Here is a 16960-nt window from a genome sequence, read left to right as displayed (position 1 = left end):
TCTGTAGAATTTTACCAGCAATAGCAAAAACCGCTTTTTTATCCCTTTATTTCTTCTGAAAATCTCTAAAATTAACTTATAATTGTAACTTGTTACATTAAAAATTGCATTTTGAAACATTTTGTTTTATATCTTCTCTTTCTGACGGGTTTTTCTTTTTGCGGATATTCACAAGATTACCCGGTTAAATTTCTGGATATTTCCGACGGTCTTTCTAACAATTCCGTTACGACTATATTTCAGGATAGTGAAGGTTATATGTGGTTTGGTACCTACGACGGACTAAACCGTTATGATGGTTATAATTTTAAAGTTTTCAGAAATCGCATTAATGATAAAAAATCACTTTTATTTAATTCAGTTTATAATATAGAGGGGGATTCCCAAAAAAATATCTGGGTAGGAGGAACAAACGGAATCTGTATTTATGATAAAGCTTCGGCTTCGTTTCATACGGTTGAATATGCTTTTTCAGGTAAAAAACCGGAAGTTTTAAGAGATATCATACACCAGATGCGGACTGTCTCGGATAAGCTTGTACTGGTGGCTTCTCAAAATTTGGGATTAATTGCCTTTGAAAACGGCTCTTTTACCGGAAAACCCATTCCGCTGATTGTTTTAGGTAACCGAATCAGCGTGAATAATTATGATGCAATAGCCATTCAGGAAAACAAAACAAAATCAGGCTGCTGGGTATATGTTCGAAACGTAGGGCTCTGTACATATGCCTATAGTTCCAAAAAGCTTCAGGTTGTTTTTCCTCTTTTAATTGGTGTAAAAGCAATGAAACTGGCTTCAGACGGCAGTCTCTGGCTGGGAACCGACGAAGGACTCTTTTTATTTAATACTAAAACAGGCATACTTTCAGAAAATTACTTTTCCGGTAAATGCAGTGTGACTGATATTGTGGTTGACAGAAAAGGAGAAATCTGGCTTACAACTGATGGCTGCGGTATTTTTCAGGTAAATGGTGTCAATAAAACGGTCGTTCCTTATAATGTTGTAAAGGGCAATCAGCTGGCCAAAAGCAACTCGGTTTGGAGTTTGTATGAAGACAAATCAGGTAACAAATGGTTTGGTTCATTGAGAGGGGGAGTAAGCATGCTGAGTGATACTCCCAAGAATTTTAAGAGTGTAAAGTACAACGCCAAAGACCCTGCAGATAACTTTATTCTGTCTTTTTGTGAAGACGAAAAGAAAAATGTCTGGGTAGGAACAGACGGAGCAGGTTTAAAGTACTGGGACAGAAAAAATAATACGTATATTAATTACAACAATGCCCTTTCCAGCAGTTTTATTACCGGAATAATAAGAGATAATAATAACGATATCTGGCTTTCAACCTGGGCAGGCGGAGTGAATAGGATTAATAGAAAAAACAACAGCGTAACACCATTTTCATGTTATAATCCGTATACCAGACAAATAGAAAAAAACATCTGGTTTTTATACAAAGATTCAAAAGCCAATATTTGGGCCAGCGCAACTAACGAAGGTGCTTTATATCTTTTTGACAGAGTTAAAAACAATTTTGTTCTTTTTGATAAAGACATTACCAACCTGCAGTCGTTTATAGAGACAAGTGATGGAAAACTTTGGGCAGGAAATTATGGTTCTTTGTTTTCTATAGACAAAAACACCAGAAAAATTACCAAAACGTCCATTGGTAACCCAGTACGATGTATTCATGAAGACAAAGATAAAAATCTCTGGCTGGGAACACAGGAGGGAGGTTTACTGCTGTTTGACAGAAAAACGAATACATTTAAAAGACTTACAACAGATGACGGACTTCCGTCCAATACTATTTTACGATTATTGGAAGACAAAGAAGGCAATCTCTGGATGAGTACCTACAACGGAGTCTGCCGATTTGATAAAAAAAGAAAAACATTCCGTAATTTTTCTGTAAATGACGGACTGCAGAGCAATCAGTTTAGTTTTAATGCCGGATTGAAATTATCAACAGGGGAGTTTCTTTTTGGTGGAATCAACGGCTTTAATATCTTTTATCCGGAAGCAATAAAAGGATTCAACCAGAAGAACAATTTGCTGCTGACTGATTTTTATGTTAACAATCAGCCTGTAGAAGAAAGTAAGGCAGAAATCACCACAGAAACTGATCAGCTGAAAGAAGTTAGTTTAGCATACGATCAGACCACCTTGTCCCTTGAATTTGTGGCGCTGGATTATAACAATGCAGATAAAATCAATTATGCCTATTTCTTAGAAGGCTGGGATCAGCAGTGGAATTATGTGGGGCAGACCCGAAAAGCCAATTATTCGAGACTTCCGGAAGGAAAATATATTTTTAAAGTAAAAACCAACAATTTTAAAGGCGGCTGGAATCCTGAGGTCAGCCTGATTGCAATAGAAGTTTTACCTCCGTGGTACAGAACCTGGTGGGCGTATTCGTTATATGTACTAGCCATAACCGGTTTGCTGTTTGTGTATCTGGATTACCATAAAAACAAAGAGAAATTAAAGTATAAAGTTAAAATTGCTGAATTAGAAAGTAAAAAGGAGAAGGAAATTGCCGAAAAGCAGTCTTCTATGTTTACTTATATCTCACATGAATTCAGAACACCACTTTCGCTGATTATAAATCCGCTGAAAAAAGCCGTTCAGAAAGAGAATGTGCAAAACGGCTCTTCGGGGAGCGATCTGGCGATTGCACACCGTAATGCCAGAAGACTTTTGAGTCTGGTAGACCAGCTGCTGCTTTTCAGGAAAGCAGAAAATGATGCCGATTCGCTTCGATTATCTCCAATCAGTGTCAATCATCTTTGTAACGAAGTATACCAGTGTTTTGTAAATCAGGCAAAGGATAAAAACATCAACTATGGTTTTACGATTCCGGACCATGAAATTGTTATTATAGGCGATTATGAAAAAATCGAAATTTCGTTGTTTAATTTAATGTCCAATGCTTTTAAATATACACCGGTTGGAGGTGACATCAGCCTTGTCGTGAAAGAAGATGATAACGAGTTAGTAATGGAAATCTCGGACAGCGGCGACGGAATTGAGAAAAAAGACATTGATGTTATTTTTGAAAAATTCAGACAGATCAACTCCAAAGTATCCATTGGAACCGGTTTTGGAATCGGATTGTTTATTGTAAAATATTTTGTTGACAAACACAAAGGAAGTGTAACCTGCAGCAGTGAAATTGGTAAAGGAAGTATTTTTAAACTTACTTTTCTAAAAGGAGACAGTCATTTTGAGAACATAGAAATTACAAATGATACCCCTGCAAGAAGTCAGTTATTCGACGAACTTATAATTGATGATACTGAAGAAAACAGTACGAATTTCTCCGTTCCGGAAAATGATTTTCAGAGAATCATGCTTACAGAAAAACGTACCGTATTGATTATTGATGATAATGCCGAGATAAGGGCTTATCTGATAAAACTATTCTCAGATAATTATGTGGTATACAGTGCAGAAAATGGTGAAGAAGGTTTGAAGCTGACCAAAAAGCACATGCCCGATTTAGTAATCAGTGATATTACGATGGAAGAAATGGATGGTCTTGAATTATGCCGAAAAATAAAAGAAAGCAATGAATTATCGCATATTCCGGTAATCCTGCTTACAGCATCTCAAAATCCGGAAACCCATTTACAGGGAATTAATGACGGGGCAGACGATTATATCACGAAGCCATTCGACGACGATATACTCAAAGCCCGTGTAGAATCTTTACTCCGAAACCGAAGCAACCTGCGTACGTATTTCTTAGATAGTATCACTTTAAAAGAAAACACTCAAAAAGTTCCAGTAGAGTATCAGGAAATGCTCAAAAAATGTATTGATATTGTAGAAGCGAATATTCATAAAAGAGACTTTACCATTAAAAATTTTGCGCTCGAAATGGGAATGAGCCACAGAACGCTCTATACCAAAATTAAAATTATTTCCGGTCAGACTTTAAATGCTTTTATTCGTTCAGTTCGTATTCGACGTGCAGCGATGCTGATGCTGACCGAAGATATGAATATTACACAGGCCAGTGCCGAAGTAGGTTTTGAAGACCCGAAATATTTCAGGCAGCAGTTTGTAAAACTCTTTGGTATGACTCCATCAGAATACATCAAAAAATACAAGAGTTCCTTTAATTCAGATCTCAATATAATCAAATAATCTAAGCCCAAAATGCCTGTTTCTATGAATTGTCTTTACTCTTTTGTAACAGATAGCGTCTTTTCTTTGTATAAAATCAAACGTTTGAGTGATAAAGGCGGTTAAAAATTACAATTATGTAATGTTTAAAAAAATGTAGTTATTTTTTTATAGTTGATAATTTTTGGCTCTAAATAATGGTTAATTGCAATTTTGACCTCCTTTTTTTTCCATTTTACCCCTCATTATAAGTGTTATTTAGACATTTCTTTGCAGTAATAGTAATGAAGTTAGTCACATTGCTATGCTATAATAATAAGTGTTTGTTTCGATAAGTTTTTTAGCAGTTTAAAGAATTGAGCCTTCTTTAAACTTTAAGGTAAGAGTTGGTTTTACATTATTACTTATCATACCCGCAGTTTGAAACTGCGGGTAAACTAACAAACAAAATTCGGTAAGGAAAAAAAAAGAAAAAGATATACTAACAATTAACCAAACTCAACCATTATGAAAATAGCCACGTAATCATTTTTTTGCACTTCTGTTTTTCTGCCTCATAAAACAGACGGGCAAATCTTCAAAAAATGACCTACACACTTACACCAACTTTAACTTTTAGAAAAGACAAACAAACTAACTAACCTAACCTTAAAAATTGAGAAATGAAAAAAAATGTATTTTTATTTTTTCTTGCGCTTTTTGCCATTCTTTTTACCGGATGTCAAAATAACGAATCAGGCTTTCCAAGTTCTGATAACCCTACGGTAGTGGTATCAACAAAAGAAATTTACGGCGCACCCAGCAGAAAATTTGAAATTAAAGCTGCTTTGGCCGATGACTTAGGATTAAAAAGTGTACAAATTCAGATTCCTGAACTGTCACTGGATAAAGTAATATCATTTGCAACAGATCCGCTTTTAAAATCATACGATTTGAGTTATTTTTTTGAAGTACCGGCAAACAGAGGAACTTCAGAATCTTTCAAAATCAAATTAATTATTACAGACGTTTCCGGAAATGTGGTTAATGAAGAGATTAATCTTCGTTTAGATGGTGAGTTTGCAGCACCTTCTATCACTATGGTGACACCAAAAGAAGGAGCGGTAATCCTGCTTTCAACAAGCAACGAAATGCCAGTAAACTTTATCGTAAACGATGATTCGGGAATCGATTATGTTCAGGTAAAATGTGAAGCACTAGGTATTGATGAAACAGTACAGTTAACAGGTTCTCCGCAATCATATACTTTCAACAAAACCTATACACTGCCGGTAACAGCAGCTGATTATGTACTGACTATTACAGCAAGAGATAAATTTGCTATTCCTAATACCGGGACATTGAGTATTAACGTTGTGGCAACAAATGAATACCCGGCGATCTATTTATGCGATCAGCCAAAAGGTACTAACCTGACTACCGATGCAGTAGGGGTTCCAATGTATTTCCACGAGAAAAACGGACAGGATTTTGAATTCAAATATTATGCAGATACAGACAATAAAGAAGTGTATTTCTTAGGTCAGGAATCTGATTTTGCACCACACTGTTTTGGTCTGAATACTTCAGGAGAATTAGTAGATGATGTAACGTCAGCACCAATTGTTCTGCCAACAAAAGGATATTATATCATTAAAGTAAATCCAAATACTTTACAATATACGGCAACCAAGTACACCCCGACAAGTAAAGTCTGGGCTGATATTGCCAACGGATTATGGCATGATGACGAAGCTTTAAGAAAACCATTCGTGAGTGTTTGCGGAGGCGGTATAGACGGAGCCAACTGGGATACCTGGAATGCATGGGTAGTAACCAAACTTCATTTGGCCAATAATGCGGCAAATCCTTATCAGTTAGTAGGAGAGTACACTTTAACAGGAACTATGGAAGCGACTTTTACAGGTCAGTGGTGGAGCCCGTCATGGAGGTTAATTAAAAATGGTATCTGTACCATGTCACCGGGAGAAAACGGAAATGCTAAATACCCAGCAGCAGCCGGCGTTTATAAAGTAGTTCTGGATACTGAGTTAGAGAGAGTTTTCATAACAAAAAAATAATTTGTTATCAGGCTTTTATAACATTAATAAATAAAACAGCTTAATATGAAATTTAAATATATAGGATTTTTTATTGCCCTATTGTGTACTGCCGTATCATTTGGACAAATAAAAATAAAAGGAACTGTTAAGGACAAAGGCAATGTGCCAATTCCGGGTGTTAACTTAATAGTAAAAGGAACTTCAGCATCGGCAGCCACTGATTTTGACGGGAACTATCTTATCAATGTACCCAATAAAAATTCGCAGATTGAATTTTCATTCGTAGGATTTACTTCTCAGGTAGTTTCTGTAGGCGATAAAACTGAAATAAATGTAGTACTCCAGGAATCCAGCCAGGCACTGGACGAGATTGTAGTAGTAGGTTATGCCGCTGTAAAAAAGAGCGATGTAACGAGTTCTATTTCTTCGATAAAAGGAAAAGAATTACAAACCATGACCGTGGGTAACGTAACCGAATCACTTCAGGGTAAAGTAGCCGGGGTTCAGGTAGTAGGAGCCGGAGGACCGGGTGCACAGCCAAGAGTTTTAATTCGTGGTATTTCTACCGTAAACTTAAGCACAGACCCTCTTTATGTAGTAGACGGAATTCCAATGGGAACCAGTATCAATTTCCTGAGCAATAACGAAATTGAATCTATGGAGGTTTTAAAAGATGCATCGGCTAGTGCTATTTATGGTTCACGTGCTTCAAACGGGGTAATCCTGATTACCACCAAAAAAGGAAAAACAGGAAAAACAAGATTCAATTTTGACTTAAGTTCCGGTATGCAGATCATGGAAAACCCTTATAATATGGCTGATGCCGAAGGGTATGCTACGATTATGAATACGGCCTACAATAATTCGGGCTATTCAGATTACCTGCCAAATCCTTCTCAGTACAGAGGAAAAACTACCGACTGGTGGAAAGCAGGAATCAGAAAAGGAACAGCGGTTACCAATGCTTCTTTGGGAGCAACCGGAGGTTCAGATAAACATACTTATGCCGTAAGTTTAAATTATTACAATTCAGATTCTATGTATGGCGTAGGCGGATGGGAAAGAGTTACGATGAGAATTGCCAATGATTTTAAATTCACGGATAAATTTTCTGCCGGAATCACTTTAAACCCGCGTTACGAAACCTGGGGGTCTCCTGGAAACTGGGCCGATTTTGATAAAATTGATCCTATTACTCCAATTTACAAACCGGCAGATCAGTTAACCGGTCTGGAAAATGAATACAGTATTTATGCAAGATCTCCATCGTATATATGGAACCCGGTGGCAGCTGTAAAACGTTATGATGATTATACAGACCAGTACAATTTAAATACAAACGGATATTTACAATATGAACCAATTAAAGGTTTGGTAATTCGCACACAGGCTTCTGTTGAAGTGGGAGATAAAATCTGGAGCAAATTTACGCCTGATTTCGTGATCGATGCCGCACACGAAAAAGCAGAAATCAATACAATTGAAAGAACTGCTACTAACAATGTAAACTGGACATGGCAGAATACAGCCACTTATACCAGAACATTTGCAGACAAACACAATGCCTCTTTAATGATTGGTAATACAATGGAAGAGTACAACGGAAATGATGTTTGGGGATATGGAGAAGGAGTTCCGAATAACTCAGAATCTATGAGAGAATTAAATGCCGCTACCAAAAACCGTAACAGCGGTGGTAACAGCTGGTCAAGTTCTTTAATGTCTTATATTTCCCGTTTATCATATAACTATGATGGAAAATATTATTTCACTGGTACATTCAGACGTGACGGTTCTTCGAAATTTATGCCAGAGAACAAATGGGCTAATTTCCCTTCGGCTTCGGTTTCCTGGAGAATTTTAAACGAAGGATTTATGGAGAAAACCAAAGATGTTTTAAGCGACCTTAGATTCAGAGCAGGATGGGGTAAAGTAGGAAATCAAAACCTTCCGGATGCGGTTTATCAGTCTAACATCGGACAAGGATTTTATATTATCAACGGTGAAGTGGTAGATACTTCTTATCCTTCTTCTATGGCTAATAAAGATATTAAATGGGAAACTGTAGAAGACGTAAGTTTTGGACTTGATTTTGGATTATGGAAAAACAAACTGTCAGGATCTTTGGAATATTATCAAAAGAAAACACGCGATATGTTGTTCCTTAAACAGTTTCCAACCTACAGCGGATTTCCTGGATATTCTACAATGTGGACAAATGTTGGTTCCATGCAGTCAAACGGTATCGATTTAATGATTTCTTATAAAGATAAAAAAGGAGATTTCTCTTACGGTGTAGATGTAACGTTTACTACTGTAAATGTAAAAATGCTTTCATTATCAACTGAAGGAGAAAAACTTTACGGTTCAAGTAACAGAACCCTGACCGTAAAAGGCGAAGAGCCAGGCTATTTTTACGGATATGTAGCTGATGGCTTATTCCAGAACCAGACAGAATTAAACGCTCATACAGATGAACATGGTACTAAATTACAGCCTTACGCACAATTAGGAGATGTTCGTTTTAAAGATCTGAATGGTGACGGAAAAATTGACGATAAGGATAGAACTAAAATTGGTTCTCCATGGGCAGATTACAATATTGGTCTGAACTTAAATTTTGCTTACAAAGGATTTGATTTAGTGGCCAATTTCTATTCAAGTATCGGAAATGATTTGGTAAACCAGAATATTTCAGATTTATACAATGGTGCCAGTTTAACCAATAAAGTAAGCGGACTGGACCAAATGGCGTGGCACGGAGAAGGAACTTCTAATTATATTCCTCGTTTATCAAAAGACGACAACAACGAAAACTACACTAAATTCTCTTCTTTATATGTTGAAGACGGTTCGTTTGTACGTTTAAAAAACTTACAGCTGGGTTATTCTTTCTATAATAAATTCGGTTTAGATAAACTGAGATTATCAGTGTCAGGTCAGAATATATGGACATGGACAAAATACACAGGAGTTGATCCTGAAGTAGGAGGAGGAGTGTTAGGATCAGGTTTTGGAGGATGGAATTATCCGGTACAGCCAACTATACTGATGGGACTTAATGTTGCATTTTAATAAAAAACGATCATGAAAAAAATATTAGTATCTATTATAGCTTTTTCAATGCTGACGGTTTCCTGCAGCGATTTTATTGAAAAAGAGCAAAGAGGAACGCAGACTTTAGAAAACTATTTTCAGACTGCACAGGAATGCGAGAATTATGCCAATGAATTAACCCAGCGTTTGTTACTGGCAAAAGACTGGTGGACCTTAACGGCACCAAGGGTAACCAACGAAATGTCTACTGATGATGCGTGGATGGGAAATACAGGTCAGGACAGCGGTGCTCACAGGCCATGTTCACAATACATCATTACACCAGACAATATGGGGGATATGAACAGTATTTATACAGCACACTATTACACCATTCAGTCTGCTAACATTGGGTTAGAAAAAATGGCCAATTCGCCAATTACCGAAGCACAGAGAAATCAGTATATGGGAGAATCATTGTTCGTTCGTGCGTACTGCTATTATGAATTGGTGAACCTTTTTGGAGGAGTTCCTTTATATACAAAATCTTTAGGAACAGGTGATTTGAATTTAGAGCGCAGTTCTGCTGCAGACGTTTATGCTCAGATTGAAGCAGACCTTAAAGATGCTGCGGCAAAATTAGAAAGTGCCCCTGTAAACCGAGACGGAAGAGTAAACAAATGGGCAGCCTATGCTTTATTGGCACGTGTATCTTTATTTCAGGAGAAATGGGCAGAAGCCAAAACATATTCAAATAAAGTGATTACCGAAGGTCCTTTTTCTCTGGAAGCTGATTTCTTAAATATCTGGAATGTAAACAACCATAATGGTGTAGAATCAATTTTAGAAGCGCAGTCATCCTCTGTACAGGACAAAAGTTTAGGAGCAGCTTTACCTACTTTGGCAGGAGCAAGAGGCGAGGACAAGAAAAATTTCCCAAGTAATGATGCCGGAGATGTTTTAGACGGCTGGGGATGGTGTATGCCAACCAGTGATTTAGAAAATGCTTATTTATCTGAAAATGATGAGATTCGTCGTAGAAGCACTATTACCAAATGGGGAGAAGCAGCTTACGGTGATGAGACTTTAAACCCAACACACAAATTCAGCTTAAATGATAATAAATCAGGACGTATCTGCCGTAAATACTATATTCCAATTGCTACACGTCGTGCTTTGGATAAAAAAGACGGACATTTACCATTAAACATTCCGTTGATTCGTCTGGCCGAAATGTATTTAACAAGAGCAGAAGCCAATTATCATCTTGGCGGAGATGCTTTATCAGATATTAATGTCATTAGAGCCAGAGTAAAACTGGATCCGAAAACCGGAATATCAGGACCAACGCTTTTAAGACAAATCTATAAAGAGCGTCGTTTAGAATTAGCTTTTGAAGGATTACGTTTATTCGACATCCGTCGTGAAAAAGACCCAACAACCGGAAGACCTGTAATTGAATCTTTACTTGGACCAAACGGAACTTTTGTACAGTACAATCTGAATTCAACAGATCCGTACGAAACTACCAATTTAAGAGAGCCTCAGGACAAAGGAATCAATTTTGATCCGTCCAAACATTTGTTATGGCCTATACCACAGCTGGAAATTGACTTGAGTAACCATTTGATTACACAAAACCCTAACTACTAAAAATGAGGTTTTTAAATAACAACAAAGTAAGTCTGCTGTGTGCAGGCTTACTTTTCAGCAGTACTTTATTGACAAGCTGTGACTCTGATGATTCTAAAAGTTCAGGTTCAGAGTCAGGGGTAAATGAGCTCAGTGTCAGTCTGGATATGCCGCTGCAGACTATGGAAAGCTTTGGTGCCTCAGATGCCTGGCAATGTAATTTTATCGGGAAAAACTGGCCCGCAGACAAACGAAACAAAATAGCCGATTTATTGTTTAGTAAAGAACTGGATGCCGACGGAAATCCAAAAGGTATCGGATTATCATTATGGCGTTTTAATCTCGGAGCAGGAAGTGCAGAACAGGGAGATGCCAGTGATATTACCGATGAATGGAGACGTTCTGAGTGTTTTACCACAGACGGTATCAGCTACAATATGAACAAACAGGCCGGGCAGGTCTGGTTTATGAAAGCAGCGAAAGAAAGAGGAGTTGAAAAATTACTGGCTTTTGCCAACAGTGCTCCGGTATATTTAACCCAGAACGGAAAAGCACATGCTTCTATCAAAGAATTTTACAATTTAAAAGATGGAAAAATGCCGGATCTGGCTGATTTCTGGGTAAACTCATTAGACAAATTAAAAACAGAACACGGTTTAACCATTGATTATGTAAGTCCGTTTAATGAACCACAGTATGAGTGGGATGGTACAGGTCAGGAAGGTTCTCCGGCTACTAATGCCAATATTTACAGTTTTGTAAATATTTTGTCTCCAAAATTACAATCAAAAGGACTCGAAGCACAAATTGTGGTAGGAGAAGCAGGAGCTTATGAACCACTTTATAAAACTGTATCCGGAAAAGAAAGCAGATCCAATCAGATTGATTATTTTTTTGGTGCCAATTCTACTAAAAAAATCAGCGGGTTAAGTAATGTTAAAAAAACAATTTCGGCACACAGTTACTGGCAGGCATGGCCATTAAGCGAAATGGTGTCTTCCAGACAGCAGGCTGCTTCCAGAATTCAGGGAGCAGGAAATATCAGCCTTTGGTCGTCTGAATATTGTGTACTCGAAAGTCCGGGAACTTCAGAACTTCCGGGTGGCGCAGGAGCGGGAAGAGATTTAGGAATGCCGTTAGCCCTTTGGACAGCCCGTATCGTAAGTACCGATATTGCTGTTGGAGGCGTAACCTCATGGCAGTGGTGGACCGCCATCAGCCGCGGTGATTACAAAGACGGTTTGATTCATGTGGATGACGGAGCAAGTAACGGAGCAGGAGATGCCAATTATTGTAAAAACGACGGATACATCAGAGACTCTAAAACCTTATGGGCTCTTGGAAACTTTTCATTCTTTGTAAAACCGGGAATGGTTAGAGTTCAGATTCCTTCTGTTGACAGTGCATCAGCTGTAAACGATGTGATGCTGACGGCTTATAAAGATACAGCTAATAAAAAACTGGTAATTGTAGCGGTTAACATCAGTAAATCGGCAAAAGCTTATAAATTAAATCTTGCCGGCGGAACAGTAACCGATAACAAATTAACGCCTTATATTACTTCTGAAACAATGAGTTTGAAAAAAGGAACAGCAGTTGATGTTTCCGGTTTTGAAATCCCTGCCAGATCAGTAGTGACTTATGTAGGAACGTATAAATAAGATACTAAGGTTTTGAAAAGCATAAAGTAAGAATGAAAATTAACCGCAAAGATGATAGAAAACTTTGCGAACATTGCGTAAAACTTAGCGTCTTTGCGGTTAAATAAAAATAAAGAATAAATGAGAAAAATATATCTCTCGCTTTTATTGGTAATCAGTTCGCTGTCTTTTGCACAGCGCACTGTTACTATCAGCACAGATAATGTAGTACAAACCATGGACGGTTTTGGAGGCTCAGATGCCTGGAGAACACAGTTTGTAGGGAAAAACTGGCCGGAACAGAAAAAAAATGCTATTGCAGATTTATTGTTCAGTAAAGAAATCGATGCAAACGGAAATCCAAAAGGAATCGGACTTTCGATATGGAGATTCAATCTGGGAGCCGGAAGTACGGAACAGGGAGAAAACAGTAAAGTTTCGGACGAATGGAGAAGAAGCGAATGTTTTTTAAATGCTGACGGGACTTATGATTTTTCCAAACAGGAAGGTCAGAGATGGTTTTTACAGGCGGCTAAAAAACGTGGGGTAGAAAAATTCCTGATTTTTACGAACAGCCCGCCGGTTTACATGACAAACAACGGATTATCTTTTGCTTCTCAAAAGAATAAACTGAATCTAAAAGATGGTGCAATTCCACAATTTGCCGATTTCTTAGTTCAAAGTATTCAGGGATTGGAGAAAAAAGAAGGAATCAAATTCGATTACGTTAGTCCGATTAATGAACCGCAATGGGAATGGATGCCCAAACATGGTGACACCAACAGTCAGGAAGGAACACCGGCAACCAATCAGGAAATTTATGATTTGACCAAATCACTTTCGGAAAAGCTGAAAGCTAAAAAAATGAGTACCGAAATTGTGATTGCAGAAGCGGCACAAATCGATTATTTGTATGAAAATGTAAATGCCGAAAATCGTGACAATCAAATTGATTTTTTCTTTGGAAAAACAAAAACCAATGTGACTAAATTTTCGAATGTAAAAAATGTAATCCTTGGACATAGTTATTTTACAACCTGGCCAATTGAAAGACAAGTTTTAAGCCGTAAATTAATTGCCGCTGAAGTAAAACAAAAACCGGGATTAAAATACTGGCAGTCGGAATACTGTATATTAGAAAATCCGGGAGAAGCTGAAATTCCGGGTGGTTCCGGAGGCGGAAGAGATTTAGGAATGCAGACCGCTTTATTCGTAGCAAGATTAATTCATAATGATATTGCAGTAGCCAATGCAGCTTCATGGCAGTGGTGGACATCGATCACAAGAGTAGATTACAAAGACGGATTAATTTATCTGGATGACGGAAAAAGCAACGGCGGAACTGAGCCCAATTATGTAAAAAATGACGGAGAATTTCACGATTCAAAATTGCTTTGGGCATTAGGAAATTATTCGCTTTTTGTACGTCCGGGAATGCAGAGAATTGATATTCCAAATCAAAAAGAATTGGATGCGGCAAATGATGTAATGCTGACCGCTTATAAAGACATTCAAAATAAAAAACTGATTGTTGTAGCAGTAAACTGCGGTAAAGAAGCTCAGAAATACAAATTCGATTTGTCAAAAGGAACTCTGAAAAATAACGAGTTTACTCCTTATGTAACTTCTGATACTTCAAATTTAAAAAGAGCGAATACACAGAAAATTAATAATTTAGAAATCCCTGCAAAGTCAGTTGTAACGTTTGTGGGAGAATTAGAATAGTAGAAAATTGTTTCAAGTTTCAGGTTTCACGTTCAAACCTAACTTGAAACTTGAAACCTGAAACAAAAAAATAACTAAAAAACATGTTAACTAAGAAAACCTTAATCTCTGTTTTACTCTTTTCATGTCTGTCTGCGAGCAGTCAGATTTCGTTTGGAGATTCGAAGAAAATAAATGACAACTGGAAATTCAATCTTCAGGATGTTTCCGATGCTAAAAACGTCACTTTTGATGATGCTAAATGGCAGAACGTCAATGTACCGCACGACTGGAGTGTAAAAGGACAATTGAGTCCAACACTGGCAAGCTGTACAGGATATCTGCCTGGAGGAATTGCTTGGTACAGAAAATCAATTAATATTCCGCAGGCTAAATCCGGTGAAAAAGTCTATTTGTATTTTGAAGGTGTTTACAACAGAAGTGAAGTTTTCATCAACGGAAAATCATTAGGAAAACGTCCAAATGGCTATATTTCTTTTGCTTATGATGCTACACCTTACGTAAAATATGGCGGAGAAAATACCATTTCCGTTCGCGTTGATCACAGTCAAAGTGCCGATTCAAGATGGTATACGGGTTCAGGAATTTACAGAAACGTTTGGTTGGTTTACGCAAATCCCGTTCATATTGCACAATGGGGCGTTTATGCGTATCCGGAAGTTAAAAAAGGAGCAGGAACTTTAAATGTTGAGGTTGATGTAGAAAATGGTTCTTCTTCAAAATCATCTTTAACTGTTGTAAATGAATTGTTTTCAAAAGACGGAAAATCGGTTGGAAAAACAACTTCTAAAGTTGAAGTTGCCGGAAATCAAAACGGAAAAATTTCGGCTAAAATCAATGTTAAGAATCCACAACTATGGGATTTAGACAATCCAAATTTATACGAACTGAAAACTACTGTTTTACAAGACGGAAAAGAAATCGATAAAACGGTAACACAAACAGGTTTTAGAAACTTTACATTTGATCCAAACAATGGTTTTGCCCTTAACGGAAAATGGATGAAAATGAAAGGTGTTTGTTTGCATCACGATGCCGGAGTTTTAGGATCAGCAGTTCCAAGAGAAGTTTGGAAAACAAGATTACAAACACTAAAAGAAATTGGTGTAAATGCCATCAGAACAAGTCATAATCCGCAGGCACCAGATTTTTATGAGCTTTGCGACGAATTGGGATTATTGGTTTTAAACGAAGCGTATGACGAATGGGAATTTCCAAAACGTAAATGGTTAGAAGGCTGGAATTACGGAACTCCGGGATTTGAAGGTTCATTTGATATTTTCGCGGAGTATGCTGAAAAAGACCTTGAAGATTTTGTACGTCGTGACAGAAACCATCTTTCAGTTTTCGCATGGAGTATTGGTAACGAAGTAGATTATCCAAACGATCCCTATTCACACCCGGTTTTAGATAAAGGAAAAGACGGTTTCGGACAAGCAGCTTATGGCGGTTATAAACCAGATGCACCAGATGCCATGAGACTTGGAGCAATAGCAAAACGTTTGGTTGCGGCAGTAAAAAAATACGATAAATCACGTCCAACAACGGCTGGTTTAGCAGGAGTTGCCATGTCTAATGAAACAGAATATCCAGGCGCTTTAGATATTACAGGATACAATTATACAGAAAGTAAATATCAGACAGATCATGCTAAATATCCAAAAAGAGTAATCTACGGAAGTGAAAATGTGCATGATATGGAACCTTGGTTAGCAGTAAAAAATAACAAACATATTTTTGGACAGTTTCTTTGGACAGGTATCGATTATTTAGGAGAATCAGGAAGATGGCCTTCAAGAGGATTTTACTCTGGATTAGTGGATTTTGCTGGAGTTATCAAACCAAGAGGTTATTTCCGTCAGTCTTTATGGTCAGATAAACCAATGGCTTATTTAGGAACTTATCCTTTAGTAAATGAAAAAGATATTTCTAAAGACGCATGGGCAATCTGGAATTACGAAAACGGACAAAAAATCCGTGTGGTTTGTTATACCAATGCTGCAAAAGCACGTTTAGAATTAAACGGAAAAGTAGTTGGAGAAACGAAATTATACGACGAAAAAACTGGAATTATCTATTGGGATATTCCATTTGCTTCAGGGAAATTGGAGGCAATTGGCTTGGATAAAAATGATAAAGAAGTGAGCCGTTATGCAATCAATTCGACACAACAGCCAGTTGAATTAACGATTGCTGAGAAAAACATCACGATCAGCAAAGACAAAGGCGTTGCTAAAATTATGGTTCAGGTTAAAGACCAAAACGGACTTCCGGTAATGCTTTCTGACAATGAAGTAACTTGTACAATTGTTGGCCCAGGAACATTATTAGGACTAGAAGCAGGAAACAACAGCGATATGACAGATTATACAGATAATGTACAGCGAGTATTTCACGGTCATATTGCGGCTTACATTCAGGCAAAAGGAGATTCAACAGAACCTGTAAAAGTGAAATTCACAAGCCAATGGCTAAAACCAGTTGAGGTTACGATTAATTTGAAGTAATTGATTAATTTCCAGATGAGACTTTTATCTGGTCAGTAAAAAGAGGCTGTCCATTAATGTTGGACAGTCTCTTTGATTTTTGAAAGAGCCGCTTCGGAGAAGCGCAATATTTATAGAATTCGTAATTGTTATGAATATCAAAGCTTCAGAGGAGCGGCATTTTTTTACAATGTTTGTATATTTCGCTCCGCCGGAGCTCTTTTATATTTGTAATTATTGAACTTCTATAAATATTATGCCCGGCCGGGGC

7 protein-coding genes are annotated in these 16960 nt (G+C 37.5%); all 7 read left to right on the top strand.

Features of this window, described 5'->3' with window-relative positions; translation table 11 throughout:
• Nucleotides 1-111 precede the first annotated feature (111 nt).
• The 7 genes from ACODST_RS10220 to ACODST_RS10190 all read left to right on the top strand — a co-directional run bounded on the left by ACODST_RS10220 (nucleotide 112) and on the right by ACODST_RS10190 (nucleotide 16710).
• Nucleotides 112-4149 (top strand): two-component regulator propeller domain-containing protein, encoded by a 4038-nt coding sequence (locus ACODST_RS10220; protein WP_488932016.1) that lies wholly within the window; start codon nucleotides 112-114, stop codon nucleotides 4147-4149.
• 641 nt (nucleotides 4150-4790) lie between these two features.
• Nucleotides 4791-6188 carry a cadherin repeat domain-containing protein gene (locus tag ACODST_RS10215; RefSeq protein WP_488932015.1) on the top strand — a complete coding sequence of 466 codons (1398 nt, stop codon included), beginning with the start codon at nucleotides 4791-4793 and terminating at the stop codon, nucleotides 6186-6188.
• 45 nt (nucleotides 6189-6233) lie between these two features.
• Nucleotides 6234-9245, top strand: a complete 3012-nt coding sequence (locus ACODST_RS10210; RefSeq protein ID WP_488932014.1) for a SusC/RagA family TonB-linked outer membrane protein — start codon at nucleotides 6234-6236, stop codon at nucleotides 9243-9245.
• A gap of 12 nt (nucleotides 9246-9257) precedes the next feature.
• On the top strand, nucleotides 9258-10859 hold the full coding sequence (locus ACODST_RS10205; protein WP_488932013.1) for a RagB/SusD family nutrient uptake outer membrane protein: 1602 nt from the start codon (nucleotides 9258-9260) through the stop codon (nucleotides 10857-10859).
• A 2-nt stretch (nucleotides 10860-10861) separates the two neighbouring features.
• Nucleotides 10862-12499, top strand: a complete 1638-nt coding sequence (locus tag ACODST_RS10200; protein ID WP_488932012.1) for a glycoside hydrolase — start codon at nucleotides 10862-10864, stop codon at nucleotides 12497-12499.
• 120 nt (nucleotides 12500-12619) lie between these two features.
• A complete protein-coding gene (locus tag ACODST_RS10195) occupies nucleotides 12620-14203 on the top strand; it encodes a glycoside hydrolase (protein ID WP_488932011.1) in 1584 nt (527 codons plus the stop codon).
• A gap of 83 nt (nucleotides 14204-14286) precedes the next feature.
• Entirely contained in the window at nucleotides 14287-16710 is a 2424-nt protein-coding gene (locus ACODST_RS10190) for a glycoside hydrolase family 2 TIM barrel-domain containing protein (RefSeq protein ID WP_488932010.1), read from the top strand.
• Nucleotides 16711-16960 lie beyond the last annotated feature (250 nt).

The organism is Flavobacterium sp. FG19, assembly GCF_057809475.1.
Note: the sequence above shows the minus strand (reverse complement) of the source record. Positions and strands in the feature narration are given on the sequence as shown.